At 73.0% G+C, this 26822-nt stretch carries 24 protein-coding genes and 1 tRNA gene; 9 read left to right on the top strand and 16 right to left on the bottom strand.

Features of this window, described 5'->3' with window-relative positions:
- The first annotated feature begins 54 nt into the window (after positions 1–54).
- From QDS12_RS12040 to QDS12_RS12030, 3 genes are read left to right on the top strand one after another with little or no spacing between them, the layout of a single operon-like run.
- Entirely contained in the window at positions 55–474 is a 420-nt protein-coding gene (locus QDS12_RS12040; protein WP_279879251.1) for a cupin domain-containing protein, read from the top strand.
- A 5-nt stretch (positions 475–479) separates the two neighbouring features.
- Positions 480–953, top strand: a complete 474-nt coding sequence (locus QDS12_RS12035; protein ID WP_279879250.1) for an AraC family transcriptional regulator — start codon at positions 480–482, stop codon at positions 951–953.
- Between the two features lie 11 nt (positions 954–964).
- Entirely contained in the window at positions 965–1384 is a 420-nt protein-coding gene (locus QDS12_RS12030; RefSeq protein WP_279879249.1) for a VOC family protein, read from the top strand.
- 19 nt (positions 1385–1403) lie between these two features.
- Here QDS12_RS12030 and QDS12_RS12025 read toward each other — a convergent pair whose 3' ends face one another.
- Positions 1404–3422: a VWA domain-containing protein gene (locus tag QDS12_RS12025; protein WP_279879247.1), complete on the bottom strand. Its 2019-nt coding sequence runs from the start codon at positions 3420–3422 to the stop codon at positions 1404–1406.
- 59 nt (positions 3423–3481) lie between these two features.
- Entirely contained in the window at positions 3482–4867 is a 1386-nt protein-coding gene (locus QDS12_RS12020; RefSeq protein WP_279879246.1) for a magnesium chelatase, read from the bottom strand.
- Positions 4868–4913: 46 nt separating this feature from the next.
- Between QDS12_RS12020 and QDS12_RS12015 the strand changes: the two genes are divergently transcribed.
- Both QDS12_RS12015 and QDS12_RS12010 read left to right on the top strand, forming a co-directional pair.
- Positions 4914–5276 (top strand): YchJ family metal-binding protein, encoded by a 363-nt coding sequence (locus QDS12_RS12015; protein WP_279879245.1) that lies wholly within the window; start codon positions 4914–4916, stop codon positions 5274–5276.
- A gap of 113 nt (positions 5277–5389) precedes the next feature.
- Positions 5390–6028, top strand: coding sequence for a PilZ domain-containing protein (locus QDS12_RS12010; protein ID WP_279879243.1), 639 nt, complete (start codon positions 5390–5392; stop codon positions 6026–6028).
- Positions 6029–6181: 153 nt separating this feature from the next.
- Here the strand turns inward: QDS12_RS12010 and cydD are convergent, their stop codons facing one another.
- The 4 genes from cydD to QDS12_RS11990 form a co-directional block, all read right to left on the bottom strand.
- A complete protein-coding gene (gene cydD, locus QDS12_RS12005; RefSeq protein WP_279879242.1) occupies positions 6182–9460 on the bottom strand; it encodes a thiol reductant ABC exporter subunit CydD in 3279 nt (1092 codons plus the stop codon).
- Positions 9457–10497 (bottom strand): cytochrome d ubiquinol oxidase subunit II, encoded by a 1041-nt coding sequence (gene cydB, locus QDS12_RS12000; protein WP_279880432.1) that lies wholly within the window; start codon positions 10495–10497, stop codon positions 9457–9459. Before cydB ends, cydD begins: the two co-directional genes overlap by 4 nt.
- A 21-nt stretch (positions 10498–10518) precedes the next feature.
- The gene (locus QDS12_RS11995) at positions 10519–11970 is read right to left on the bottom strand and encodes a cytochrome ubiquinol oxidase subunit I (RefSeq protein WP_279879241.1); all 1452 of its coding nucleotides are present in this window, start codon (positions 11968–11970) and stop codon (positions 10519–10521) included.
- Between the two features lie 161 nt (positions 11971–12131).
- Positions 12132–13529 carry a cystathionine beta-synthase gene (locus QDS12_RS11990; RefSeq protein WP_279879240.1) on the bottom strand — a complete coding sequence of 466 codons (1398 nt, stop codon included), beginning with the start codon at positions 13527–13529 and terminating at the stop codon, positions 12132–12134.
- Between the two features lie 63 nt (positions 13530–13592).
- Between QDS12_RS11990 and QDS12_RS11985 the strand changes: the two genes are divergently transcribed.
- Positions 13593–14594 carry an SGNH/GDSL hydrolase family protein gene (locus QDS12_RS11985; RefSeq protein WP_279879239.1) on the top strand — a complete coding sequence of 334 codons (1002 nt, stop codon included), beginning with the start codon at positions 13593–13595 and terminating at the stop codon, positions 14592–14594.
- 409 nt (positions 14595–15003) lie between these two features.
- On the opposite strand, the gene QDS12_RS11980 is transcribed toward QDS12_RS11985, so the two are convergent.
- The 8 genes from QDS12_RS11980 to QDS12_RS11945 form a co-directional block, all read right to left on the bottom strand.
- Positions 15004–15861: a Bax inhibitor-1/YccA family protein gene (locus tag QDS12_RS11980; RefSeq protein ID WP_279879238.1), complete on the bottom strand. Its 858-nt coding sequence runs from the start codon at positions 15859–15861 to the stop codon at positions 15004–15006.
- Positions 15862–16018: 157 nt separating this feature from the next.
- Positions 16019–16092, bottom strand: a tRNA-Leu gene (locus QDS12_RS11975).
- A 44-nt stretch (positions 16093–16136) separates the two neighbouring features.
- Positions 16137–16343, bottom strand: a complete 207-nt coding sequence (locus QDS12_RS11970; RefSeq protein ID WP_279879236.1) for a hypothetical protein — start codon at positions 16341–16343, stop codon at positions 16137–16139.
- A gap of 71 nt (positions 16344–16414) precedes the next feature.
- A complete protein-coding gene (locus tag QDS12_RS11965; protein ID WP_279879234.1) occupies positions 16415–17335 on the bottom strand; it encodes a Ppx/GppA phosphatase family protein in 921 nt (306 codons plus the stop codon).
- A complete protein-coding gene (locus QDS12_RS11960) occupies positions 17332–17826 on the bottom strand; it encodes a DUF501 domain-containing protein (RefSeq protein ID WP_279879233.1) in 495 nt (164 codons plus the stop codon). Before QDS12_RS11960 ends, QDS12_RS11965 begins: the two co-directional genes overlap by 4 nt.
- Entirely contained in the window at positions 17823–18419 is a 597-nt protein-coding gene (locus QDS12_RS11955) for a septum formation initiator family protein (protein ID WP_279879232.1), read from the bottom strand. The genes QDS12_RS11960 and QDS12_RS11955 overlap by 4 nt, the downstream gene beginning before the upstream one ends.
- Positions 18420–18526: 107 nt before the next feature.
- Positions 18527–19804, bottom strand: coding sequence for a phosphopyruvate hydratase (gene eno / locus QDS12_RS11950; protein ID WP_279879230.1), 1278 nt, complete (start codon positions 19802–19804; stop codon positions 18527–18529).
- A gap of 55 nt (positions 19805–19859) precedes the next feature.
- Positions 19860–20213: a helix-turn-helix domain-containing protein gene (locus QDS12_RS11945; protein WP_279879229.1), complete on the bottom strand. Its 354-nt coding sequence runs from the start codon at positions 20211–20213 to the stop codon at positions 19860–19862.
- A 95-nt stretch (positions 20214–20308) separates the two neighbouring features.
- On the opposite strand from QDS12_RS11945, the gene QDS12_RS11940 reads away from it, so the two are divergent.
- The 3 genes from QDS12_RS11940 (at position 20309) to QDS12_RS11930 (ending at position 24361) form a co-directional block, all read left to right on the top strand.
- Positions 20309–20926 (top strand): malonic semialdehyde reductase, encoded by a 618-nt coding sequence (locus QDS12_RS11940; RefSeq protein WP_279879228.1) that lies wholly within the window; start codon positions 20309–20311, stop codon positions 20924–20926.
- A gap of 76 nt (positions 20927–21002) precedes the next feature.
- Positions 21003–23564 carry a LuxR family transcriptional regulator gene (locus tag QDS12_RS11935; RefSeq protein ID WP_279879227.1) on the top strand — a complete coding sequence of 854 codons (2562 nt, stop codon included), beginning with the start codon at positions 21003–21005 and terminating at the stop codon, positions 23562–23564.
- A gap of 62 nt (positions 23565–23626) precedes the next feature.
- Entirely contained in the window at positions 23627–24361 is a 735-nt protein-coding gene (locus QDS12_RS11930; RefSeq protein ID WP_279879226.1) for a hypothetical protein, read from the top strand.
- Here QDS12_RS11930 and QDS12_RS11925 read toward each other — a convergent pair.
- Positions 24358–25518 (bottom strand): NAD(P)/FAD-dependent oxidoreductase, encoded by a 1161-nt coding sequence (locus tag QDS12_RS11925; protein ID WP_279879224.1) that lies wholly within the window; start codon positions 25516–25518, stop codon positions 24358–24360. The two genes, QDS12_RS11930 and QDS12_RS11925, sit on opposite strands and share 4 nt — an antisense overlap.
- Complete coding sequence (locus QDS12_RS11920) at positions 25515–26822, bottom strand: NAD(P)/FAD-dependent oxidoreductase (protein ID WP_279879223.1); 1308 nt, start codon at positions 26820–26822, stop codon at positions 25515–25517. Before QDS12_RS11920 ends, QDS12_RS11925 begins: the two co-directional genes overlap by 4 nt.

Here is a 26822-nt window from a genome sequence, read left to right as displayed (position 1 = left end):
CGGCCATTGTCCAAGGGCTCGCCGGGCGCCTCGCGGAGGGTGCAGACTCGTGGGGTGGCCGACCCCTTCCACCAGCGCCTGCACCACGTCGCTCCGAGCGGGTTGACCGGTGAGACCTCGCAGTCCGCCGGCATGCGGCGGCTCGAGGCGATCAGCGGCAAGAGCGTCGGGGCGCAGCACCTCTGGATGGGGCAGACGCACGTCCCGGCCGCGACCGCGTCGGCCGACCACCACCACGGGGAGTCCGAGACGGCGATCTACGTCGTGTCCGGTCACCCGGTCTTCGTCTTCGTCGACCATGACGTCGACCCGCCGGTGGAGCGCCGGATCGAGACCGCGCCGGGCGACTACGTGTTCGTGCCGCCGTACGCGCCCCACCGCGAGGAGAACCCCGACCCCGAGGAGGAGGCAGTCGTCGTGATCGCACGGACGACGCAGGAGGCGATCGTCGTCAACCTGGACCGGCTCGCATGACGTCGGTGAGCCTGCCGGTCGAGCGGCACCTGCTGCGGGCGAAGGACCAGATGGACGCGCGGTACGCCGACCCGCTGGACGTGGCCGCCCACGCCCGTGCGGCCGGGTTGTCCCCTGCGCACTTCAGCCGGCTGTTCAAGCAGGCGTTCGGCGAGAGCCCGCACGGCTACCTGCTCACCCGCCGACTCGAGCGGGCCGCCGCGCTGCTGCGCAACACCGACCGCAGCGTCGCCGAGATCTGCATGATGGTCGGCCTGAGCTCGGTGGGCAGCTTCACGACCAGCTTCAAGCGCATGTTCGGCGCCACGCCGACCGACTACCGCGCCGCCTATCCCGCGATCGCCGACCGCGTGCCGCTGCCGGGCTGCGTCGTCCGGGTGCACGGCCGCCCGCAGCGGCGCACGTTTCGAGAAGACGGCGACGGCACGGGAACCCTAGCGTCGGTTCCCACGGACCCGCCCGGGTCCGACGACTTGTGAGGAGCAGTCAGATGATCAAGATCACGACCGCCCAGGTGTGGGTGCTCGACCAGGACGAGGCCGTGCGGTTCTGGACCGAGAAGCTCGGCTTCGAGATCCGCCAGGACGCCTCGTTCCCCGAGCTCGGCGACTTCCGCTGGGTCACCGTCGGGGCGCCCGGCCAGGACTCCCCGGAGCTCGTGCTCATGGCCATTCCCGGCCCGCCGGTCTTCCCGGACTCGACGGTCCAGGAGATCAAGTCGCTGCTGACGAAGGGCCACTCCGGCGGCATCTTCATGCAGACCGACGACGTGCAGAAGGTCTACGAGGACCTCTCCGCCAAGGGCGTCGAGTTCACCGACCTGCCCGAACGGCGGCCCTACGGCATCGACTGCGGCTTCCGCGACCCGTCGGGCAACTCGTTCCGGCTCATGCAGCCGCTGCCGGAGTGATCCGATGTGCGCGTGGGCCTCAGCCCGCCCACCAGCCGCGACCACCCCAGCCGCCGAACCCGTCCGGGCCGCCGAAGCGGTCCGAGCGCGAGCCGAGGTAGGAGCCCACGACGGCGGCGCCGAGGTCATCCAGCTCCGGCGCGACGACCTTGCCCTCGACGCGGTCGGCCATCGAGTCGACGAACCGCGCGAGACCGGGGTCGTCGCCGAGCCGGAAGAACGTGGTCTGGGCGCCGAGCCGGCGGGCGTTGTCGAGCTCGCGGACGGCGTTGGCGATCGTGAGCGGGTGCGGCGGGTAGGAGAAGTAGACCTCGCCGTTCGGCTCCAGGTGTGAGGTCGGCTCGCCGTCGGTGACGATGAGCAGCACCGGCTGCGCGGTCGGGTGCTTGCGGAAGTGCCGGTTGGCGAGCAGCAGGGCGTGGTGCAGGTTCGTGCCCTTGTCCCACATGGCGTCGAGCGCGGTGAGCTCCTCGATCTCCATCGTGCGGGCCGCCCGGCCGAAGCCGATGAGCTGCAGGTCGTCGCCCCGGAACCGCGACCTGATGAGCGTGTGGAGCGCGAGCGCGGTGCGCTTCATCGGCACCCACCGGCCGTCCATCGCCATCGAGAAGCTGGTGTCGACGAGGAGCGCGACGGCGGCCTGGGTGCGGTCCTCGGTCTCCTGGACCTCGATGTCGTCGACGGTGAGGCGGACGGTGGGGCCGCCGCCCTCACCGGCGGTACGCCGCACCGCGTTCGTGATCGTGCGCGGGACGTCCCACGGCTCGGTGTCACCGAACGCCCACTGCCGGGTCGCCCCGGACAGGTCGCCGGCGGCGCCGGCGCGACGCAGGTCGCGCTGGCCCTGCCGGCCGTTCATCCGGTCGGCGACGTCCTTGAGCAGTGCCTTGCCGAGCTGGCGCATCGCCTTCGGGGTCAGCCGCAGGTCGCCGTCCGAGCCGCGTTCGAGCTGTCCTGTGTCCCGCAGCGCGCGCTCGATCTCCGCGAGCGTGCGCGCGTCGACGGCCGCCTGGTCGCCCAGCTGTCGCGCGAGCGCGTCGAGGTCGATGTCGTCGAGCCGGCTGCCGGCGTAGGACTGCGAGAGCTGCTCGGAGAGCTGGTCGAGCTCGGAGAGCTCCTGCAGCACGCCGGTCCCGTCGCCCAGGCCGAGGCCCTCCTCGCCGTCGAAGGTTTCCGACCCGCCCCAGTCCTCACCCGGCCTGAGCATCTGCAGGTTCGAGTCGAGCCGGGCCAGCGACTCCATCAGCGCCGGTGACCCGAACGCCTGCTGCGAGAGCTCCATCAGCTCCGCACGCTGCTCGGGCGACATCGAGTTGAGCATGCGCTGGGCGGCGGCCGCGCGCTGGGCGAGCGCGTCGAGGAGCTCGTCGACGTCCTGCGGGTTCTCCGGGAAGAAGTCCCCGTGCTTGTCCATGAACTCCTGGAAGTCCTCCGGGGTGTCCTGACCCATCGCATGCTTCTCGAGCAGCTCGTTGAGGTCGGTGAGCATCTCGTTGATGGCCGCCCGGTCCTCGTCGGTGGCGCCCTCCAGCGCCTGCTTCATCCCGGCGAAGCGCTGGTCGAGCAGCTCACGGCCGAGCAGGTCCTTGATCTGCTCGTAGGCCTCGCGGGCCTCGCGGCTCTGCCAGTCGTACGACGACAGCTCGGTCACCGCCGCTGCCGTGTTGGGCGGCAGGGAGTCCAGGCGCATCTCCCGGAACGCGCGGTCGCCGTCGTCCATCATCGCGTCGCGGGCCAGCTGCTTGCGCTCCTCGAGCACTGCCTTGTCGAGCAGCTCGCGCACCTCGTTGAGCGTGCCGTCGAGGTTGTGCCGCTGGGTCAGCTCCCGCCGCTTCTCGGCGACCTGCCGGGCGAGGTCGTCGAGCCCGCGTCCGCGATCGGTCCCTGCGCCTGTGGAAGGGCCGCGGCGGAGGAACTCGCGCATCGCCCGCTCGGGGCTGTAGCCGGCCATGACGTCCTGGCCGATCGCGTCGAGCGCCTCGGCGAGGTCGACGGGCGGGGCGAGCGGGTCGCCGCCGGCGTACTTCTTGTATCTCATGGATGCTCCCGGGTCTCGATACGACCGCTCGTCCGTCGCGGGCTGCTCGACCTCGATGTTCAGCCGTAGACGACCTCGTTGCCGTCGGTGTCCTTGCCGATCTTGCGGGCCAGGTAGAGGCCCTCGAGGGCGAGCTCGATCGCGCCGGCGCGCTCGCCGTCGCTGCGGGCCCGGAGCCGGTCGCAGACCTGGTCGTAGAGGTCGGACTCGCCCAGCCGCGGCAGGCCGGAGAGGAAGTCGATCGCAGTCATCCGGCCGCTGGTGGTCACCATCGCGCCGCTCTCGATCGCGTCGACCAGCAGCGCGAAGTCGAGGCCGCGGAAGTGCAGCCGCACGGTCTCGGCCACGGCGGTGCGCAGGAGGTGGGTGAGGATCTCGGCCTCGCGGCCCTCCTCCCCCGACTCGAACTCGACCTTGCCGCCGAGCACGTCGACGGCCGTCTGGAGGTCGACGACGCGGGCGACCGGCTCCTCGCCGTGGATGGTGGCCCGGTGCAGCGCCGCGGCCGCGATGGTCTCCGCGCCGGCGATCGAGAAGCGCGCGCTCACGCCGCTGCGCTGGTCCACCGCCGACGACTCCCGGAGGTTGCGGGTGAAGCGGGCGAGGATCTCGACGAGGTGGTCGGGTACGTCGGCCACCAGCTCGGCCTCCTGCCTGATCACCGCGACCTCCGCCGCCAGCTCGGCCGGGTAGTGCGTGCGGATCTCGGCGCCGAACCGGTCCTTCAGCGGCGTGATGATGCGCCCGCGGTTGGTGTAGTCCTCGGGGTTCGCGCTCGCCACGACGAGCACGTCCAGGGGCAGCCGCAGCACGTAGCCGCGGATCTGGATGTCGCGCTCCTCCATCACGTTGAGCATCGCGACCTGGATCCGCTCGGCGAGGTCGGGCAGCTCGTTGATGGCGACGATGCCGCGGTGGCTGCGCGGGACCAGGCCGAAGTGGATCGTCTCCGGGTCGCCCAGGGACCGGCCCTCGGCGACCTTCATCGGGTCCACGTCGCCGATCAGGTCGGCGACCGACGTGTCGGGGGTCGCCAGCTTCTCGGCGTACCGCTCGTCGCGGTGCCGCCAGGAGACGCGCAGCTCGTCGCCGTAGGTCGCGGCGGCCTGCCGGGACCCGACGGTGATGGGCTCGTAGGGGTGCTCGCCCAGCTCGGAGCCGGAGATCACCGGCGTCCACTCGTCGAGGAGGCCGACCATGGTGCGCAGCAGCCGGGTCTTGCCCTGGCCGCGCTCGCCCAGGAGGACGATGTCGTGGCCGGCGATGAGGGCGCGCTCGAACTGCGGGATGACGGTCTCCTCCATCCCGTGCAGACCGGGCCACGGATCCTCCCCGCTCCGCAGCTTGGCCAGCAGGTTGTCGCGGATCTCTGCGCGCAGCGGACGGTGGACGTGACCGCTCGCGCGGAGCTCTCCCAGGGTGGCGATCGTGGGGGCATCAGACACGCTCCTCACGCTACGCCCGGCGCGCAAGCGGATAGTCTCTCCGACTGTGTTGGTTCGGGACTGTCCCTGCGGCTCGGGCACGCGCTACGACGAGTGCTGCGGTCGCCTGCACCGCGGGGCGGCGACGGCGACCACCGCGCTGGAGCTGATGCGGGCGCGCTACGCGGCGTACGCCGTCGGCGAGGCGGGCTTCGTCTTCGCCACCTGGCACCCGCGGACCCGGCCGGACGACGTCACGCTCGATCCGGATCTGATGTGGACCGGCTTGAGGGTCGATCGACACGGCGAGGACTGGGTCGAGTTCACGGCGTCCTACGTGTCCCGCGGCGTGGCCGGGGGGCTCCACGAGCGCAGCCGGTTCGAGCAGCGCGCGGGACGGTGGGTCTACGTCGACGGCGAGGTCGACTGAGCCCCTCCGGAACGCTGGGCCGAAGGTCCCGTGTTGCCGGCTTCGTCCCCGCGCGACCCGGGCTTCGGGGAGAATCGACGCACCGCTCCCCCCTCTCGATGATGACTTCCCTGATGCCGACGATGCTCCCTCCTCTGCACGCCCAGCTCGTCCTCAGCGACGGCGAGGGCCGCGACTGGCAGAGCCGGGTCGAGGCGATCGACCCCTACGCCCTGACCGTCGCCCGACCGTTCGACCTGCCGCTCGACGGCGGCCCGACCACCGGCTCGCCGCTCGAGCTCACCTGGGGCTCCGACGGGGGCTCCTTCAGCCTGCCGGTCGAGCTCGCCGAGACCGTCCGTGACGGACACGTCGCGCTCTGGGTGGTCACGCCGAAGGGCGAGGCCACGCGGTCCCAGCGGCGCGCCCACTTCCGGCTCGACCTCGACGGCGACGTCGCGCTGACCGTGCAGGACGAGGCGTTCGACGGCCACCTCGTCGACGTGAGCGAGGCCGGGCTGCGTGTCCGGCTGACGCCCCAGGACGCGCGGGCGTTCCGGCCGGGCTCGCCCGTGACCGCCGCCTTCGAGATCAGGCAGGAGCGGTTCGGGGTGGCGGGCAGGGTCCTGCGCAGCTGGCCGAGCGCCCGCGCCAACGGCGACGACGCGACCGACGTCGTGCTGGTCCTCGAGCTCCCCGAGCCGCAGGCCCGTGACCTGCGCCGGGCGATGATGGCCGAGCAGGTGCAGCGCAGGCGGCTCGCGCGGGACTGACCTCCGGCCGGCCGGCCGGACCGGGGACGTCCGGCCCTGCCCGACGGCCAGGCGGCGTACGAGCATCGACCGCACGGCGCCGACCCGGCACCGACGCACCGGCCATGATGGCGGCGAGGAGCGCCTCGTCGTCGTCGAGCAGCAAGACCTCGGTCATCGTTCCTCCCCCGCCAGTTCCACCACCCGGTCGACGAGGTCGAGCCCAGACGTCTCGTGGGTGATCCACAGGATGCTGCGGTCCTCGTCCTGCAGCACCTCGCGTGCGAGCGCCTCCGCCGTCGCGGTGTCGAGGTGGGCCGTCGGCTCGTCGAGCACCAGCACGTCCTGCCCGGCGAGCAGGGAGCGGGCGATCGCGAGCCGGGCCCGCTCCCCGCCGGACACCTGCGCGCCGCCGTCGCCCAGCCGGGTGCCGAGGCCCTCCGGGAGGTCGTCGAGCCACCCGCCGAGGTGCGCCTTCCGGAGCGCAGCCTCGACGTCCGCGTCGCCCGCGCCGGGGCGCGCGAGGCGGACGTTCTCGACCACGTTGGACGCGAAGACGTGCGGGTCGTCGTCGACGAGGCCGATGGTGCGGCGTACGTCGTCCAGCGCCAGCGACCTCATCGGCCGGGTGCCGAGCCGCAGCTCGCCGGCGTCCGGGTCGACGAACCGGAGCATGAGGGAGGCCAGCGTGCTCTTGCCCGAGCCGCTCGGGCCGGTGATGCCCACCCGCTCGCCGGGCGCGAGGGTGAGGTCGAGTCCGTCGAGCACCCGTCGCTCCCCCCAGCTGACGGCGAGCTCACGGCCACGGACCGCCGAGCCGTCGGGCTCGGCCGGGCTCGCCGGGTCGCTGACCGCGGGGTCGCGGGTCTCGAGGTCGTGCAGTCGTCCCTCGGCAGCGGCGGTGCGCGCCGCGACTGCGCCGGCGTCGGCCAGCGTGCCGACCGGCTCGGCGAGCGCGAGCGGTGTGAGGGCGAGCAGCGCGAGGATCGGTCCGCCGACCTCGCCCGTCACGAGCGCGGTGGTCGCCGCGACGCCGGCGCCCGCGGCGAGAAGGACCAGCGCGCGGGCGAGCCCGAGCCAGGTGGCGCTCGCGACCGTCGCGGCGGCGAGGTCGCGGCCGGCCTCGTCGACGCGGGCGACCGCCCGCTCCTCCGCCTGCCACACCCGCAGCTCGGTGGTCGCCTGGACCGCCTCGGCGACCCGCTCCGAGACGGCGGCACGCGCGGTGACCGCCCTCCGCTCGGCCGTGCGCGCACCGGCCCGGGCCAGCGCGTAGGCGACGCCGCCGACCCCGCAGAGCGCCACCACGACCGCCGCGGCCCGGGCGTCGAGCAGCGCCGTCACCGCGGTCGCGACGACGGCTGTCACGACGAAGGACCGCACCGGCAGCCGGACCCGCAGCTCGCGGTCGAGCACCGCGTCGACGTCGTCGACGATCGCGGCGAGCACGTCGCCCCGGCGCTTCCCGAGCCGGCCGGGCGTGAGCGGCACGACCGCGTCGAAGACCTGCACCCGCCGGGCGGCCAGCAGCCGCAGCGCACTGTCGTGGGACAGCAGCCGCTCGGCGTACCTCAGGGCCGGCCGGGCGATCCCGAACGTCCGCACCCCCACGATCGCGACCAGGAGCGTGAGCACCGCGGGCTGGTAGGACGCCTGCACGATCAGCCACCCGGCCGTCGCGGTGAGCGCCACCCCCGCCGTGCTCGCCAGTCCCCCCAGCACCGCCGAGATCCGGGTTGTCGCCCCTCGACTTCCGGGTTCCCGCCCCTCGAGATCCGGCTTGTCGCCCCTCGAGACGGGGGTTGTCGCCCCTCGAGATCCGGCTTGTCGCCGTCCGTCGACGACCGGCCGCAGCTCGACGACGTGGTCGGCGAGCGCGACGAGGGCCGGCCGGTGCGCCACGAGTACGACGGCCCGCGACCGTCCGAGTTCGGCGACCGTGTCCGCGATGACCCGCTCGGTGTCCGCGTCCAGGTGCGCGGTCGGCTCGTCGAGCAGCACCCACGGCCGGTCGGAGAGCACCACCCGGGCCAGCGCCAGCCGGGCCCGCTCCCCCGCGGAGAGCGTGAGCCCGTCCTCACCGAGCTGGTCGCCGAGCTCGACCCGGTGGTCGAGGGCGACCCGGGCGAGCACCGCCCGGAGCTCGTCGTCGGTGGCGTCGGGCCGGGCCAGACGGAGGTTCTCGGCGACGGTGCCGGCCAGGAAGACGGGTCGCTGGGGCAGCAGGGCGATCCGGTCGGGCGCCGGGAGGTCGGCGTACCCGGTGGTCGGCGGGAGGAGGCCGGCCACGACCGCGAGGAGCGTCGACTTGCCACAGCCCGACGGGCCGACGATCGCGGTCACGCCCCGGCTCGGGACGGACAGGGTGATCGGCGCGAGGGCCGGCACCGAGCGCCCGGGATAGGTCACCGACACGCCCTCGAGCGCGACGGACGGGCAGCTCTCCGGATCTCGAGGGGCGACAACCCCGAACTCGACGGGCGACAACCCGGAGGTCGAGGGGCGAGAACCCGGAAGTCGAGGGGCGACAACCCGGGTCTCGGCGACGCTGGAGAAGGTGGCGGCGCCCTCGGCGGCGGCGTGGAACTCGGCACCGACGCGGCGCAGCGGCCAGTAGGCCTCGGGCGCGAGCAGCAGCACGACGAGGGCGGTCTGCAGGGAGAGGGAACCGGAGGCCAGGCGCAGGCCGACGGTGACAGCGACCAGCGCCACCGAGATGGTCGCGACCAGCTCGAGCACCGCCGAGGAGGCGAACGCGATCCGGAGGGTGCGGAGGGTACGGCGGCGGTAGCGGTCGGTCACCGCGGCGATGACCGACGACTGCGCCCGCGCGCGACGGAACGCGACCAGCGTCGGCAGCCCCCGCATGACGTCGAGGAAGTGCCCGGCGAGGTCGGCCATCGCCCGCCACTGGGACTCCGCCCGGTCGCGGGTGGCGAGCCCGACGAGGATCCCGAACACCGGGATGAGCGGCAGCGTCGCGAGCACGATGACACCGGAGAGCGGGTCGAGGACGGCGATGGCCACGACCACGAGGAAGGGCAGCACGCCGGCGAGGACCAGGGCGGGGACGTAGCGGGTGAGGTACGGCTCGGTCGCCGCCGCCCCACGGGTCGCCAGCGCGGTGACCGAGCCAGACGAGCCGGGGAGCGAGCTGGAGAGGGCGGCGCGCACGACCCCCCGTCGTACGTCGGCCCCGACGAGCGCCGCCGCACGGGCCGCGGCGACGTCGGAGGCCCAGCCGACCAGGGCGCGCGCCGCGAAGACGCCCACCACGAGGGCCGCCCACGCCGTCAGCGGCTCGGCGTGCAGCGCGGCGATGATCAGCTCGGTGACCGCCCAGGCCTGGCCGACGAGGAGGAGGGCGCCGACCACTCCGCACAGCAGCACGACGGCGAGCGGGCGGGTCGCGACGGCGAGCTGTCGGCGCACCGCCGGGTCGGTCGGCCTCATGCCGGCGAGGCTGTCGGCCGCGGTCCGCCGTGCTCGAGCTCGGCGTCGGGCAGGTGGTGGACGCCGATCCGGCGCCGGAACACCCAGTAGGTCCACGCCTGGTAGCAGAGGACCAGCGGCGTGAAGACCAGCGCGACGATGGTCATCACCTTGAGCGTGTAGTCGGTGGCCGACGCGTTCGAGGTGGTGAGCGAGAGACCGTCGGCGAGGGTCGTCGGCATCACGTCGGGGAAGAGCGCGACGAACAGGCCGGCCACCGCCAGGGCGAGGGTGACGAACGTGCCGAGGAAGGCCCAGCCCTCTCGGCCGCGGGCTGCCATGAGCAGCCCGGCGACCAGGGCCAGTGCGGCGAGCGCGAACAGGACCGCTGACCCGCCGTTGCCGGTGTGCGCCTGCGTCCAGACGAGGAACACGACGGCCAGCACCGCCGCGACGGCGCCGACCTTCACCGCCAGGGCGCGCGCCCGGTGGCGGATGTCGCCCTCCGTCTTGAGCGCGACGAACATCGCGCCGTGGGTCAGGAACAGCGTCAGCGTGACCAGCCCGCCGAGGAGGGCGTAGGGGTTGAGCAGGGTCCACAGCGAGCCGGCGAACTCCTTGTCGGCGTCGATCGGGACCCCGTGCACGATGTTGGCGAACGCCACGCCCCACAGCAGCGCCGGCACGAAGGAGCCGACGATGATCACGCGATCCCACCAGCCGGCCCAGGTGGCTCCGGGGCGCTGGTGGCGGTACTCGAACGCCACCCCGCGCACGATCAGCGCCAGCAGGATGAGCAGCAGCGGCAGGTAGAACCCGGAGAACAAGGTGGCGTACCACTCCGGGAACGCGGCGAACGTCGCGCCGCCGGCGGTGAGGACCCAGACCTCGTTGCCGTCCCAGACCGGGCCGATCGTGTTGATCATGACGCGCCGCTCGCGGTCGTCGCGGGCCAGCACCGGCAACAGCATCCCGACGCCGAAGTCGAAGCCCTCGAGGGTGAAGTAGCCGACCCAGAGGACGGCGATGAGGCAGAACCAGACGGTGGACAGCTCCAGGCCAAACACGGGTCAGTCTCCTCAGTAGGCGAAGGTCAGCGGGCGGTCGGCGTCGTCGGCCGGCGGTCGCAGGCTCGGCGACGGTGGCTCGACGAACTCGTCGGGCCCTTGACGGATCACCCGCCGCAGGAGGCTGATCTCGACGACGGCGAGCACGAGGTAGAGGAGGGAGAACGACAGCAGTGACGCCCACACCTCACCCGCGGAGACGCCCGGCGAGACCGCGTTGCGGGTGGTCATCACGCCGAAGACGACCCATGGCTGGCGGCCCATCTCGGTGAAGATCCAGCCCATCGAGTTCGCGAAGAGCACGAACAGCGGCACGGAGATCGCCAGCGGCGCGAACCACCGCGAGGTCGGCGTACGCCCCTTGCGGGTGAGCCACAGGATCAGGGCCGCTCCCCCAGCGCCGGCGGCGCCCAGGCCCATCATCCAGCGGAACGTCCAGTAGGTGACGGGGACGATCGGCGTGTAGTCGTCGGGCGTGTAGTAGCGGGCGCCGGGGTCGGAGCCGTACTGCTGCTGGTACTGCTCACGCAGCTCGTTGATGCCGTGGACCTTCTGGTCGAAGTGCCCCGTGGCCAGGAAGGAGAGGACGCACGGCACCTCGAGCGCCCACTTCTTCTCCTTGCCGTCGCGGGTGCCGATCGTGAACACCGAGAACGGCGCGCAGCTGTCGGAGGTGTCCCACAGGGCCTCCGCGGCGGCCATCTTCATCGGCTGTACGTCGGTCATGATCTTGCCCTGCACGTCGCCGGTGAACGCGACGACGATCCCGGCCCCGAAGAGCACCCAGGCGCCCATGCGGATCGAGCGCCGGTGCAGCCGCTGGTCGTCGCGCCGGCCCCGGACGTAGAGCCAGGCGCTGACGCCGATGACGAACGCCGCGCCGGTCATGTACGCCGCCCCGATGACGTGCGGGAACGTGCCGAGCTGGACCTTGTTGAACATCACCGCCCAGAAGTCACGCAGCTCGGCCCGGCCGGTGTCGGGGTTGTAGACGTAGCCGACGGGGTGCTGCATCCAGGAGTTGGCGGCGAGGATGAACCAGCTCGAGGCGAGGGTGCCGAGGTGGACGATCCACATGCACGCGGCGTGCAGCCCGCGCGGGAGCTTGTCCCACCCGAAGATCCACAGGCCGATGAAGGTCGACTCGAGGAAGAACGCCAGCAGCGCCTCGATCGCGAGCGGTGCTCCGAAGACGTCGCCGACGAAGCGGGAGTAGTCCGACCAGTTCATGCCGAACTGGAACTCCTGCACGATGCCGGTGACGACGCCCATCGCGATGTTGATGAGGAAGAGCTTGCCGAAGAACTTCGTCAGCCGGAGCCACTCCTCACGCTTCGTGGTCAACCACAGCGTCTCCATGAGGGCGACGAGGAAGCTGAGCCCGATCGTGAGCGGGACGAAGAAGAAGTGGTAGACGGTGACGATGCCGAACTGCCAACGCGCGAGATCCAAGACGCTGTCCACGTCACGGACCGTACACCTTGTGAATGCATTCACAAGGTCGCAAGCGGACTTCCCGATGGGACCTTCATCACCTTGTGAATGTATTCACAAGGTGATGAAGGTGTGGAGACGGACGACGGGCCGCAGCCGGTGGCTGCGGCCCGTCGTGAGAGGGGTGGCCCCTACTTCGCGCTGAGGTAGGCCAGCAGGTCCTGCCGGGTGAGGACCCCGACCGGCTTGCCGTCCTCGTGGACAAGCACCGCGTCGGCCGTCTCGAGCAGCTTGACCGCGGCGCGGGCGTCCTCGGTGGAGCCGATCGTCGGGAGCGTCGGCGACATGTGCTGCTCGACGGAGTCGGTCAGCGTCGCGTTGCCGGTGAAGAGCGCGTCCATCAGGCTGCGCTCGGAGACCGACCCGGCCACCTCGGCGGCGACGATCGGCGGCTCGGCCCGCACGACGGGCATCTGGCTGACGCCGTACTCCTGGAGGATGTGGATGGCCTCGGCCACCGTCTCGCTCGGGTGCGTGTGGACCAGGTCGGGCAGCCGGCCGCTCTTGCCGCGCAGCACCTCGCCGACCGTCTGGGTCGGGGTCTCGCCGCCGGTCGCGAAGCCGTACTGCGCGAGCCAGGCGTCGTTGAAGACCTTGGTGAGGTAGCCGCGGCCGGAGTCCGGCAGCAGCACCACGATCACGGCGTCGGTCTGCCCGGCCTCGGCGAGCTCGTGGGCGAGCTGGCGGGCGGCGTACGCCGCCATGCCGGACGAGCCGCCGACGAGGAGGGCCTCCTCCCGCGCGAGCCGGCGCGTGAACGCGAACGAGTCGCCGTCGGAGACCTCGATGATCCGGTCGGCGACCTTCCGGTCGTAGGTCTCCGGCCAGAAGTCCTCGCCGACGCCCTCGACGAGGTAGGGGCGGCCGGTGCCGCCGGAGTAGACCGAGCCGGCCGGGTCGGCGCCGATGACCTGGATCTCGGGGTTCTGCTCCTTGAGGTAGCGACCGATGCCACTGATCGTGCCGCCGGTGCCGACACCGGTCACGAAGTGGGTGATCCGCCCGTCGGTCTGCTTCCAGATCTCGGGGCCGGTGGTCTCGTAGTGCGACCGCGGGTTCTCCGGGTTGGAGTACTGGTCGGGCTTCCAGGCCCCCGGCTGGCTGGCCAGCCGGTCACTCACGTTGTAGTAGCTGTCGGGGTGCTCGGGCGGCACCGCTGTCGGGCAGACGACCACCTCGGCGCCGTAGGCGCGCAGGACGTTGCGCTTGTCCTCGCTCACCTTGTCGGGGCAGACGAAGACGCACTTGTAGCCCTTCTTCTGGGCGACCATGGCCAGGCCCACGCCCGTGTTGCCGGAGGTCGGCTCCACGATGGTGCCGCCTGGCTGGAGCGCCCCGGAGGCCTCGGCGGCCTCGATCATCCGGGTGGCGATGCGGTCCTTCACCGAGCCACCGGGGTTGAGGTACTCCACCTTGGCGAGGACGAGCGGGCCGGCCTGGGTGTCGCCGGACGGCAGGTCGAGGGTGCGTCCGAGCCTCAGCAGCGGGGTGTTGCCGATGAGGTCGATCAACGAGTTCACGTACTCCACGTGGCCAGCGTACGGTGACGGCCGCGTACGAGAACGATCGCCGCGTTCTCTAAGGTGTGGGTCGTGCGTTCCCGCAGCCGAGGCCTCCCCACCAGGACCGCCGCCGTCACGGCCGGCGGGCTCGGCGTCACCGCTGCGGGGCTGTTCGCGGTGCTGGCCGCCGAGGCGAAGTTCGCCTACGCGGCGGTGCACGCCGTCGAGCTGCAGCCGCCGCCGAACGCGAGCGGTTGGTACGGCCACAGCAAGCCCGGAACGCCGATCCGCGTCGCGCTGCTCGGCGACTCGTCGGCCGCAGGCTACGGCCTCGACGTCGTCGAGGAGACGCCGGGCGCGATGCTCGCCGGGGGCATCTCGGAGCAGACCGGACGGCCGGTCCGGCTCGACGAGATCGCCGTCGTCGGGGCCCTGTCGGCCGACCTCGACCTACAGGTCGACCGGGCGCTCTCGCTGCGGCCCGACGTCGCGGTCATCCTCATCGGCGCCAACGACGTGGTGCGGCTCAAGCGGCCGACGTCGTCGTCGCGCCACCTGGCCCGCGCCGTACGCCGGCTCCGGGACGGCGGCATCCAGGTCGTCGTCGGCACCTGTCCCGACCTCGGCACCGTCCAGCCGATCCTGCCGCCGCTGCGCCAGATCGCCCGCGCCTGGTCGCGCCGTGTCGCCGCCGAGCAGACCCTGCACACCATCCGCGCCGGCGGTCGCACCCTGTCGCTCGCCGACATCCTGGGTGCCGAGTTCCGCGCGCAGCCCGGCTTCTTCTTCGGCCCCGACAAGTTCCACCCCAGCGCGCCCGGCTACGCCGCGCTCGCGGCCGTGCTGGTCCCCTCGACCCTGGCCGCGCTCGGGGTGGTCGGCGACGAGGAGGCCGAGCTCGAGGCGGTCCGCGGCCGGGTGGTCCTGCCCATCGCCGCCGCCGCGCTGCGCGCCGTCAACCGGCAGGGCACCGAGCTCGACCCCACGGAGATGCCGCCGCGCCGCTTCGGCGTACGCGGCCTCTGGGTCACCCTGCGCCGCCGCCGGCGGCGGGCCGTGCCGCGCGAGGCGCCCGAGGTCGAGTCGGCCTGACGGGTCGGACAGGTGCGCCGGGGTCTGCCCGCGACCCCGCCAAACTGTCACGGTGACAGTTGGGGGTGTGAGTGCCGTTCCGAAGGGTCACCGGCGGCGCGAAGTGTCACGGTGACACTTTGGCGCCGTTCCGCGAACGAACACCGTGACACGTGGGGGTGTGAGTGACCGTTCCCAAGGGTCACCGACGGCGCGAAGTGTCACGGTGACACTTCGGCGCGGTTCCGCGAACGAACACCGTGACACGTGGGGGTGTGAGTGACCGTTCCGAAGGGTCACCGACGGCGCGAAGTGTCACGGTGACACTTCGGCGCGGTCCCGCGAACGATCACCGTGACACGTGCGTGAGCAACCCCGGAACGACGAAGCGGCCGCCGGGGAGTCCCGGCGGCCGCTGTCGTTGCGTGGGTCAGTTGCGGAAGGCGGCGAGGATCCGCAGCAGGTTCTGGTAGATCCAGACGAGGCTGACCGTCATCGCGAAGGCCGCCCGCCACGACTCGCGCTCGTCGAGGCCGTTGCGGATGCCGTTCTCGACGAAGTCGAAGTCCAGCACCAGCATGAAGATGCCGAGCGCGAGGCCGGCGACCGCGGTGAGCAGGCCGATGCCGCCGATGCCGAACAGGCCGAGACCGGCGCCGAACATGCTCAGGACGAGCTCGAGGATCGACAGACCGATCATGCCGAACACGCCGGCCATCACGATCATGCGGAACTTGTTGCCGACCTTGATGTCGAAGAACTTGTACGCCGCCAGGGTGCCCGCGAACGCCGCGAACGTGCCGGCGACGGCCGGGACGACGAGGCCGCCGCCGTAGGCGCCGTCGATGAGCTTGCTGAACGCGCCGAGCGCGACACCCTGCAGCGCGGCGTAGATGAGGACGAGCGCCGGGCTGATCACGCGCTTGAACGAGTTGACCCAGGACAGCGCGAACGCGCCGAGCGCGCCGATGGTGCCGGCGGCGGCGAGGGAGCTGATGTCGACCGTCGGGTCCGTGACGTCGGGCGTCACGATCCAGGTCGCGGCGGCGGCGACGATGACGACGGCGAGCGAGATCGCGGTCGCCTGGACGACCGAGTCGATCGTCATCGGCTTGGCGGTGCGTGTGGGCGCACCGGGCGTGCCGACGCCCCACGTGCTGGGGTCGGAGTAGCCCGAGCCCGAGCCGTAGCCCGAGTGGGCCTGCCCGTTGCCGGCGTACGTCGGGTTGCCGTAGGCGTTCTTGCTGAAACCCTCGGAGTTGCGGAACACCGGGTTGTTGCTCTGCATGTTGGTCTCTCCTTGGAGGCCGACGAGGGCCGTCGATCTGACGGCACCTGATGGAGCCATCCTAGGCACCACCTAGTGCTTGAACGCCCGGTCCCACCGGGACGTTCCGGCCACAGGATGAGAATCGGCTGATCTTCCCATCGGCCGTCGATGCAGGTGCCCCCACTGGGACTCGAACCCAGACTGAACCGCTTTTAAGGCGGCTTCCTCTGCCGATTGGGATACGGGGGCCTCGGGGCGTCACGTCGCTGGTGACGTCCCGAGGCTAGTGGGGCTCAGCTCCCGACCGGCGCGGGGTCCGGCTCGTCGTTGGTGTCGTCGCCGTCGTCGGAGTCGTCGAGCACGACGTCCTCGAACTCCTCCACCGCCTGGGCGGCCCGCTCGGCGAGGAGGACCGGCGGGTTCTCCTGACGGGTCTTGAGGACGGCGGCGGCGACGGTGACGAGCGCGGCGAGGCCGACGAGGAGAAGCAGCTTCTTCATGGCAGGGGGCCTTCCCGAGGGAACGAGGACGCTGGTGCGGTGCCCAGTCTGCCGTGCCGGGGGTAGCGGTGTCAGTCGACGAGCGACCAGGCGATGCCGTCGAGGATGTCGCTCTCCGAGACGACCAGTGCGTCGACGGGTGCGCGCCGCAGCACGCGACTCAGGATGAGGCCGCCCGCAGCGATCACGTCGGCACGCCCCGGGTGCATCCACGGCAGGGCGAGTCGCTCGTTGACGGTCATCGCGACCAGCCGGTCGACGAGGGCGTGCACGTCCTCGACCGCGAGGACCGCCTGGTCGATGGCCGCACGGTCGTACGCCGGCAGGTCGAGCACCCCCGCGGCGATGGTCGTGATCGTCCCGGCGACGCCGACGACCGTCGCCGCCCGAGCCGGCGAGACCGGGCTCTGGTCGAGGTGGTCGTCGATGTCGCGCACGCAGGCCGAGACCTCGACCATCGTGGGCGGGTCGGAGCGCAGGTGCCGCTCGTGGAGCCGGACGGACCCGACGTCCATGGAGTGCGCGGCGGACGGCGGCGCGGTCAGCGAGGAGCCGCGGATCAGCTCCGTCGACCCGCCGCCGATGTCGAGGACGAGCACCGGCAGGTCGGGGGCGTGACGCAGGTGGCGGGCCGCTCCGTCGAACGCGAGCGCGGCCTCCTCGGAACCCGACACCACCTCCGGCTCCACCCCGAGCCGGTCGCGGACACCGGCCGTGAACGCGTCGGCGTTCCCCGCGTCGCGAGTCGCCGAGGTGGCCACGAAGCGGACACGGTCGACGCCGTGGTCGCGGATGAGGCCGGCGTACTCGTCGATCGCGGCGAACGCACGCCCGAGCGCCTCGTCGGCGATGACGCCCGAGGCGTCGAGGCCCTGACCGAGCCTGACCATCCGGGCCTCGCGCACCGCGACATCGAGCCCTCCGCTGCCGTGGGTCCCGATCAGCAGCTTGATGGTGTTGGTGCCGCAGTCGATCGCGGCGACGGCGCTCATGCCGGGTCGACCTCGACGCACGGCCCGCTCTCCCACCACTCGCCGAGCGCGTCGAGCACCTCGTCGCCGAGCGGGTTGACGCCGCGTCCCTGGGCCAGCGCCTGGCCGGCGAGGACGTGCAGGCACTTGACGCGGTCGGGCATGCCCCCGGCCGAGATGCCCTCGATCTCGGGGACGCTGCCCAGCTCGGCCCGCGCGGCGAGGTAGCGCTCGTGCGCGCCGCGATAGGCGGCGGCCAGCTCTGGGTCGGTCCCGAGCCGGTCCTGCATCTCCTTCATCACGCCGCCGCCCTCGAGCGTGCCGATCCGGGACGCGGCGCGCGGGCAGGTCAGGTAGTAGGTGGTCGGGAACGGAGTGCCGTCCGGCAGCCTCGGCTCAGTCGTCACCACGTCGGGCAGGGAGCAGGGACACCGGTGACCGATCTCGTGGATGCCGCGGGGCAACCGCCCGAGCTGAGCGGCGACGGCCGCCTCGTCGGCGGGATCGATCACTGAGACTCCTTCTCTTCCTTCGCTCCGTTGATCTTCCTCGCGGGCCCGCGCTCGTCGAGCGCGGGCGGGTCGCCGGCGAGCGCCACCGACGCCCAGGCATCCTCCCACCACGCCTTCGGCTGGTGCGACCCCACCGCGTCGGGCGCGGTGAGCGTCGACTCCGGCTCGATCCGCTTCCCGTTGGCGTCGAGGGCGACGTACGCCGTCTCGCCCGGCATCACGTAGCCGAACCGCTCGCGCGCCTGCTGCTCGACGTAGGCCGGGTCCTTCCAGCGCTCCTTCTCGCTCTGCAGCTCGTCGATCGCCTGGGTGCGCTGGGCGATCTGCGCCCGCATCGTGTCGATGTGGTCACGCTGCTGCAGGTAGGCCTTCAGCGAGGACGCGAACGACACGACCAGCACCGCGACGACGAGGACGAGCACGGCGGCGCGGCCGGTCAGCCTCGGGTTGGCGCGGGGGTCGATCTTCGTGAGCCGGTCGGCAGCGGCGGCCGCCGCGGCCCGCGCCTCGGCGGCGCGGCGGGCGGCCGGCGTACGGCCCGGGCCGGTGCGGCCGCGAGGACCCCGTGCGGAGCTGCGTCGCTGGTCGGCCATGCCCGCGATTCTCCCTGACGCGGTGGGTCGATCCCGGGAGTGAAACGCAGACGCCGAGATCGGGGTTGTCGCCCCTCGAGCGACAACCCCGATCTCGGCGGGGTGGGTCAGCCCTGGTAGCGCGGGAAGGCGCCGCGGCCGGCGTAGCGGGCCGCCTCGGCGAGCTCGTCCTCGATGCGCAGGAGCTGGTTGTACTTCGCGACGCGGTCGGACCGGGCGGGTGCGCCGGTCTTGATCTGGCCGCAGTTGGTGGCGACGGCGAGGTCGGCGATCGTGGTGTCCTCGGTCTCGCCGGAGCGGTGGCTCATCATGCAGCGGAAGCCGCTGCGGTGGGCCAGGTCGACGGAGTCGAGCGTCTCGGTGAGCGAGCCGATCTGGTTGACCTTGACCAGCAGCGCGTTGGCCTGCCCGCCCTCGATGCCGCGACCGAGCCGCTCCACGTTGGTGACGAACAGGTCGTCGCCGACGAGCTGGGTCTTCGAGCCGAGGGCGTCGGTGATGGCCTTCCAGCCGTCCCAGTCCTCCTCGTCGAGCGGGTCCTCGACGCTGACGATCGGGTACGACGACACGAGGTCGGCGTAGTAGGCGATCATCTCGTCGGTGGTCTTGGCGGCGCCCTCGAACGTGTAGGAGCCGTCCTTGAAGAACTCGGAGGCCGCGACGTCCATCGCCAGTGCGATGTCCTTGCCCAGCTCGTAGCCGGCCTTGCCGACGGCCTCGGCGATGAGGTCGAGCGCGGCGCGGTTGCTGTCGAGGTTGGGCGCGAAGCCGCCCTCGTCGCCCAGGCCGGTCGACAGGCCCTTCTTCTTCAGGACCGACTTCAGCGCGTGGTAGACCTCGGCGCCCGAGCGCAGCGCCTCGCGGAACGTCGGGGCGCCGATCGGCGCGATCATGAACTCCTGGACGTCCACGTTGGAGTCGGCGTGCGAGCCGCCGTTGAGGATGTTCATCATCGGCACCGGCAGCAGGTGGGCGTTGGGGCCGCCGACGTAGCGGTAGAGCGGGAGGCCCGAGCTGTCGGCGGCGGCGCGGGCGACGGCGAGCGAGATGCCGAGGATCGCGTTGGCGCCGACGTTGGCCTTGTTGGGGGTGCCGTCGGCGTCGATCATCGCCTGGTCGACGAGACGCTGGTCGTCGGCGTCGAGGCCCTCGACGACGGGCGCGAGCGTCTCGACGACGGCGTCGACGGCCTTCTGAACGCCCTTGCCGGCGTAGCGCTCGTCGCCGTCGCGCAGCTCGACGGCCTCGAACGCGCCGGTGGACGCGCCGGACGGGACGGCGGCACGCGCGAAGGTCCCGTCCTCGAGGAGGACCTCGACCTCGACGGTGGGGTTTCCGCGTGAGTCGAGGATCTCGCGGGCTCCGACGGCTTCGATCGCAGACACTGATGAACTCCTAGGTCGATGGGGTCGATGGGACCGCCCGTCAGCCTAGTGGTCGTCAGGACTGGTCGGGACAGCTGCCGGGGAGGTTCTCCTCGGCCCAGGTGGTGATCGCCTCGAAGGCGGGGGCGAGCGCCTGGCCGGACGGGGTCAGCTGGTAGGTCACGGCGATCGGCGGGCCGGCGTCGACGGACCGCTCGAACAGCCCCGCCGCGGTCAGCTCGGAGAGCCGCTCGGACAGCATGGAGTCGCTGATCCCGGGGACGGCGCGCTTGATCTCGGCGTACCCGGCCGGACCGTCGAGCAGGACGCCCAGCAGGAGGCCGTTCCACCGCTTCCCGAGGAAGCCGAAGGCGCGCCCCAGGGCCGCGGCGCACTCGCGCGGCTCGTGGCGGAGCTCCTCGGTGGTCATGCCTCCAGCGTACGGGCAAGGCCCTCGGATCCGGGTGTTACTTTTATTTCCGGAGTTACAGGAATAGTCGAAGCAACCCGGAAGTTGAGAGCACCATGACCGCCAGCACTGAGACCGTCACCCTCGAGCCGCTCGACGCCCGAGGCCGGGAGATCGTCTTCACCCACGCCCGTACCGTCAACTCCTTCGCCGACACCCCCGTGTCGGACGAGGAGCTCCGCGACATCTGGGAGCTGACCCGCTTCACGCCGACCATGGCCAACACCCAGCCGCTCCGCGTCGTCTACGTGCGTACGCCGGAGGGCAAGGACCGCCTCGTCGAGCACCTCGCCGAGGGCAACCGCGCGAAGACCGCGTCCGCCCCGGTGACCGCCATCGTCGCCTACGACAAGAAGTGGCACGAAGAGATCCCCAACGTCTTCCCGATCCGCCCGGAGATGAAGGACCACTTCGAGGCCGACGAGGCCGCCCGCCACGGCGCCGGCAACTTCTCCGCCGCGCTGCAGGCCGGTGCCTTCATCCTCGCCATCCGTGCCGCCGGCCTCGCCGCCGGCCCGATGGGTGGCTTCGACAAGGACGGCATCGACGCCGAGTTCTTCCCCGAGGGCGACTGGACCACGCTCATGGTCGTCAACATCGGCCACCCCGGTGAGAGCCCCTGGTTCGACCGCCTCCCCCGCGTGTCCGTCGACAAGGCCGTCGCCTGGGCCTGACCCGTCCCTCCCCTGAGTCGGGGGTCCTGCACCGTCGAGGTGCGGGGCCCCCGACTCGTCGTCTTACGATGGGGAGGTGCCAGCGGTCACCCGCTCGGCTCTTCTCGGGCAGCTGGGCATGCTCGTCGACGAGGCCTCCACCGGTCAAGGAAGGGTCGTCGTGGTCTCGGGCGAGCCCGGAATCGGGAAGACCACGATGGCGCGGGCGCTCCTGACCGGACGCCGCGAGCGGGTGCTGTGGGGCGCCTCCGAGCCGCTCGCCACGACGCGTGCGCTGATGCCGCTCTACGACTGGGCGGCCACGCTCCACGGCGAGGTCGCCGCTGCCCTCGCCAGCGACGACCCCCGGCACGACGTCTTCATCGAGACGCTCGCCGAGATCGGGGTGGAGCCGACGATCGCCGTCGTCGAGGACGTCCACTGGGCCGACGACGCGACCCTCGACCTGCTGGTCTTCCTCGGCCGCCGGCTGGCCGGCCGCCCGGTCACCCTCCTCGTCACAGCCCGCGACGACGAGCCGTCGGCCGGTCCCCGCGTCGCCGACGTGCTGCGTCACCTGGCCTCCCTGCCCGGCAGCCACCGGGTCGTCGTACCGCCGCTGACACGGGGCGAGGTCGCCCAGCTCACCGCCGGCACCGGGCTGGACGCAGTCCGGGTGCGCGAGGTGACCGGCGGGAACGCCTTCTTCGTCACCCAGGTCGTCGCGACGCCGGACGGCGAGCTCCCCGCCTCGGTGCGCGACACGGTGCTCGCCCGCGTCGCGCTCCTCTCCCCCGGCGCCCGGCGCGCCGTCGAGACCGTGGCCGTGGTGCCCGACCGGGCCGAGCTCGACGTCGTGTACGCCGCCGGCCCGGCGGACCCCTCCGACGTCGAGGAGGCCGAGCGGGCCGGCCTGCTCGTCTCCGACGGGCGGACCGTCAGCTTCCGCCACCAGCTGGGCCGCGAGGCCGTCGAGACCTCGCTGCCGGGCGCCCGCCGACGCGACCGGCACGTCGCCGTGCTCGCCGCTCTCACCGCCGGGCCGGGCGCCCAGGACGCGGCGATCGCCTACCACGCGGACCTGGCCGGCGACCACCAGGTGGCGGTCGCCTACGGGCTCCGGGCCGCCCAGGCCGCGGGCCGGCAGCGCGCCCGCAAGGAGGCGTGCGTCCACCTGGCTCGCGCCGCCGCACACATCGACCACCTCGAGGCGGCCCAGGCGGTGTCGCTCCTGCGCGCCAGCGCCGAGGCCCTCACCCTCGGCGGGGACGTCCCCGCCGCGGTGTCGTCGTCGGAGGCGGCCGTCGCCTACGCCCGCACCGTCGGCGATCCCGACGTGCTCGCCGGGCAGCTCGCCGCCCACGCGCAGATGCTGTGGCGGAGCGGCCGCGGCGCCGACGCCCGCAGCGCCTTGGGGGCCGCTCTGGAGAGTGCCACCGAGGCGCCCGGGAGCGCCGGCGAGCTGGCGGCGCTCGCCATGTCGAGCACGTTCCACATGCTGTCCCGGGAGATCGAGGAGTCGATCACCACCGGCCGGCGGGCGATCGAGCTGGCGCAGACACGCGGCGACGACCGGCTGCTCGCGCAGTCCCTGCACGCGGTCGGCACCGCGTCCTGGTTCTCCCGGCCGCAGGACGCCGAGAAGCTCATGCTGCAGGCCTACGACCTCGCGGAGGCGATGCAGGACGACGAGCACGCCGGCCTCACCCTGGTGAACCTCGGCTGCGGCGCCGGCGAGGTGCGCCACTACGCGGAGGCCAGGCACTGGCTGGACCGTGCGCTGGTCTACTGCACCGACCGCGACATCGACATCTACGTCGGCTACGCGACCGCCTGGCTGTCGCGCGTGTGCCTGGAGCAGGCCGACTTCCGCCAGGCCGAGATCCTCGCCACCTCGGTCGCCGACGGCCCCTACCTCGTCACGCGGATCGTCGCCCACACCACGCTGGGTCGTCTCGACGTCCGGCTCGGCAACGCCGGCGACCACCTCGACACCGCGTGGGCGCTCGCGGAGCCGACCGGCGACCTCCAGCGGCTGTGGCCGGCGGCCGCCGGGCTGGCCGAGGCGGCGTGGGCGCACGGCGCGCCCCTGCCCGACCGGGTGCTCCCCGTCTTCGAGCAGGCGGCGTCGCTGCGGCACGCCTGGGCGGTCGGCGAGCTCGGCTGGCACCTGGTCAGGGCCGGTGTCCTCCCTCCCGACGACCTGCGGCTCGCGCCGGCGGCGCCTCCCTACGCCGCCCTCATCGCCGGCCGCGACGCCGAGGCGGCCGCGCTCTGGGACGCGCTCGGGTGCCGCTACGAGGCAGCGCTGGCCCGCTCCGAGCTCGGTGACCCGCGCGCGCTCCGCGCCGCGCTCGCCACCCTCGACGAGCTCGGCGCCCGGGGCGACGCCGACCGCGTCGCCAACCGGCTCCGCGCGCTCCACGTCCCGGTCCCACGACGCCCCCGGCGTACGACGGCCGCCAACCCGTCGGGCCTGACCGACCGCGAGCTCCAGGTGCTGGCGCTGCTGCGCGAGGGGCTGACCAACGTCGAGATCGCCGAGCGGATGTTCATCTCCGCCAAGACCGCCGAGCACCACGTGTCGGCCATCCTGACCAAGCTCGGGGTCGAGTCGCGCACGGCGGCGGCCGCCCGGACCGACATCGCGGCGCGGTGACGAACGCAATGTGGGGGGTCGACACCCATGTGCCGACGCCGCCGACGCGTGAGGGTGGTGGGATGCGCGTCGACATCACCCTCCTGGGCGGGTTCTCCGTCCTGGTCGCCGGCGCGCCCGTGGCCGACGGGGCGTGGCGGCGACGCAGCGCGAGCGCCGTCGTCAAGCTGCTCTCGCTGAGCGAGGGCCGCGCCCTCCACCGCGAGCAGGTGGTCGACCTGCTGTGGCCGCACCTGCCGGCCGCGACGGCGCTGCCGCGCCTGCACCAGGCCGCCCACTACGCCCGCAACGCGCTCGGCCGGCGCGACGGCGTCGTGCTGCGCCGCGACCGGGTGCACCTGCTCCCCGACGCCGACGTCCGGGTGGACGCGCTGGAGTTCCGTCTTCGCGCCGAGCGCGCGCTCACCCTGGGCACGCCCGACGCGGCAGACGACGTCCTCGCCGACTACCCCGCCGACCTGCTTCCCGAGGACCTCTACGCCGAGTGGGCGGCCCCGCATCGCGAGAGCGTCGGCGTGCTCCGCGACCGGCTCCAGCGGCTGACCGGCCGCGCGGGCTACCTGGGCGACCCGGGCGAGCCGGACGACCCGGACGATGCCGCCGACGGGCTGCGCGACAGGACCGCCCGCTCGGTGCGCGCGCTCGCCGGCCACCACCACGGCAGGCGCCACGCGCGCACGCTCCTCCTGGTCATCGACGACCTCGCCGCCGCGGACCCTGCGTCGCTGCGGATGCTCCACCACGTCGCCGCCAACATCACCGCGCGCGGCATCGGCCGCGTCGTGGAGCTGGACTAGGCGACGCCCTCCTCCACGCCCGGGAGCCCCTCGAGGAGCGTGACCTCGTCGGCCATCGCGACACTGAGCCGCTTGACCAGCGGCGCGACCTCGGCGCCGCGCCAGTCGAACGACGCGATCTCGTCGCTCGCCTCGAGCATCGGCCGAGCCAGGGAGTCGCGCTGCCGGGCGAAGTCGGCCAACGCCGCCGTGCCGCCGTCGGTGCCGCCGTCCGTGCCGCCGTCGAACGCGGCGACGAGGGCGTTCGCGGCGAGCTCCGCGTCGCGCAGGGCGTCGGTCATGCCATGGGTGCTCATCGGGTCCTTGTAGAACCCGGCGTCGCCGACGAGGACCCACCCCGGGCCGGACGCCTGGCGCAGGAAGCCGGGGAGGCCGCTCCACCCGCGAAACCGCTCGGTCCGCCGGGCCCGGGCCACCGGGTGCCCGGGCGCGACCTGCTCCAGCGCCGCGCGCCAGGCGCGATCGGGATCGCCGGTCCACAGCTGCCGCAACCGGGCCGGCGTACTGCCCACGAAGACGCAGGCAGCGCCGTTGTTGGTCGGGATGACGCCGCCGCCGGCGTGGTCGCCGTAGAACCACTCGGTGCCGGGGACGGCCAGGTCGAGGTAGGTGTAGCGCACGGCGCTGCGGTTCCGTCCGGAGGCGAGCACCCTGGCGCGGGCCGCCGTCGCGACGAGCGAGCGGATCCCGTCGGCGCCGACCACGAACCGGGCCCGCAACGCCCCGTGCGGGGTGACGACGCCGCACACCCGGCCGGTCGCGTCGCGCAGCAGGTCGGTCACGGCGTAGCCGTGGCGGACCTCCGCGCCGGCCTCTGCCGCCGCGGCGACGAGGATCTCGTCGAGCAGGTCCCGCCGGGGCGCGTAGAGCGCCTCGACGCCGGGGCTGGGCCGGTGACCGACCGTGACCGGCTCCTCCCCGGGGTAGCGGAACGTCGTCGATGCGATCGGCGGTGTCCCGGCCGCGACGATGCGGTCGAGGAGACCCCAGCGGGAGAGCTGGAGTACGCCGGCGCGCATGAACGCGTGGGTCGAGAGGGTGTCGGTCCCGCGGCGGCCGCGGTCGAGCAGCAGGACCCGCAGGCCGGCGCGAGCCAGCAGCATGGCGGTCGAGGCGCCCGCGACACGGGCGCCGACCACGATGACGTCGTACCTCATCCTGCTTCCTCCATCTCCGCGAGGGCCGAGCCCAGGCCACGGGCGTCGTCGGCGCACAGGTGGGTCACGACGTCGCGGGCGCTGTAGCGCGCGCCGTCGATCGACGCCGCGTCGCGCCGGTGCTGGAACCGCTGACCGACGACGTAGAGCCCCGGTGCCGGGGTGACGCCCCGGACCTGGCGGATCGACCCGTCAGGTGACGTCACCGGGACCTGCAGCCACGGGTGCGAGGGCCGGTAGCCGGTCGCCACGATCACCGTGGCGATGCCGTCGGCCCGCAGGTCGACGACCTCGCGCGTCCGACCGATAGGCACGGGGCCGGGTCGGTCCGCCGGGCCGTCCGGCGCGGCCGGCCACTCGTCGAGCCGCCCGCACGCGGCGGCCTCGTGCAGGTGCCGGTCGGCGGTGTCGAGGAAGCGGTGGAGCCGGGCGTCGGCGCTGGCGACCGTCGCCGCCAGCTCCTCCGCGCTCGCGACGTGGATCCGGTGTCCGTAGGCCTCGTGGAAGCGGCCCACCACCTCCACGCCGACGGACTGGAGCGTCCGGAGGTCGAGGTCGGCGGTGCGCCCCGCTCCCGCCGAACGTCCGACCAGCTGGAAGGACGGCTCGCGTCGGGCCGCCGCGTGGTCGGGCATCGAGTCGATGGTCCGCGCGAACCGGCCGGCCCGCTCGAGCCACCAGTAGGCGTCCACGCCGCGGTAGCGGCGCGGCATCCGGGCGTGCGTCCCGGCCGCGAGGACCACCCGCCGGCCGGCCAGGGCCAGCTCCTCGGCGATCTGGACGCCGGAGGAGCTGGCACCGACCACCAGCACGCCGCCGGGTGGCAGCGCGTCGGGGCGGCGGTACTCCAGCGGGCTGAGCACGGTGATCGCCGGGTCGAGACCGGCGAGCCCCGCCGGGACCGCCGGCCGACCCGTCGGGCCGGTCGCGATCACGACGTGGCGCGCCACCCAAGTGCGGCCGTCGGTGACGACCCGGTAGCCGTCGTCAGCGGCGTCGACGGAGCGGACGTCGCGTCCGGTCTCGACGGGTGCCGCGGCGGCGTACGCCTCCAGGTGGCGCACCAGCTCGGCAGCGCTCAGGTAGCCGTCCTGGTCGGGCCCGTCGTAGCGCCATCCCGGCAGCCGGCACATCCAGCTGGGAGCGAGCAGCCGCAGCGAGTCCCAGCGCTCGGAGCGCCAGGACTCGGCGACCCGGCCCCGGTCGAGCACGACGTGGTCGCGGCCGGCGCCCGTGAGGAGGCGGCTGACCGCGAGACCGGCGTGCCCGGCCCCGACGACGACGGTGTCGACGTGGCTGACCAT

The organism is Nocardioides sp. CER19 (assembly GCF_029846275.1).
Classification (GTDB): Bacteria; Actinomycetota; Actinomycetes; order Propionibacteriales; family Nocardioidaceae; genus Nocardioides.
The sequence above is the reverse complement of the archived record's forward strand: the minus strand, read 5'-3'. Positions and strand labels throughout refer to the sequence as shown.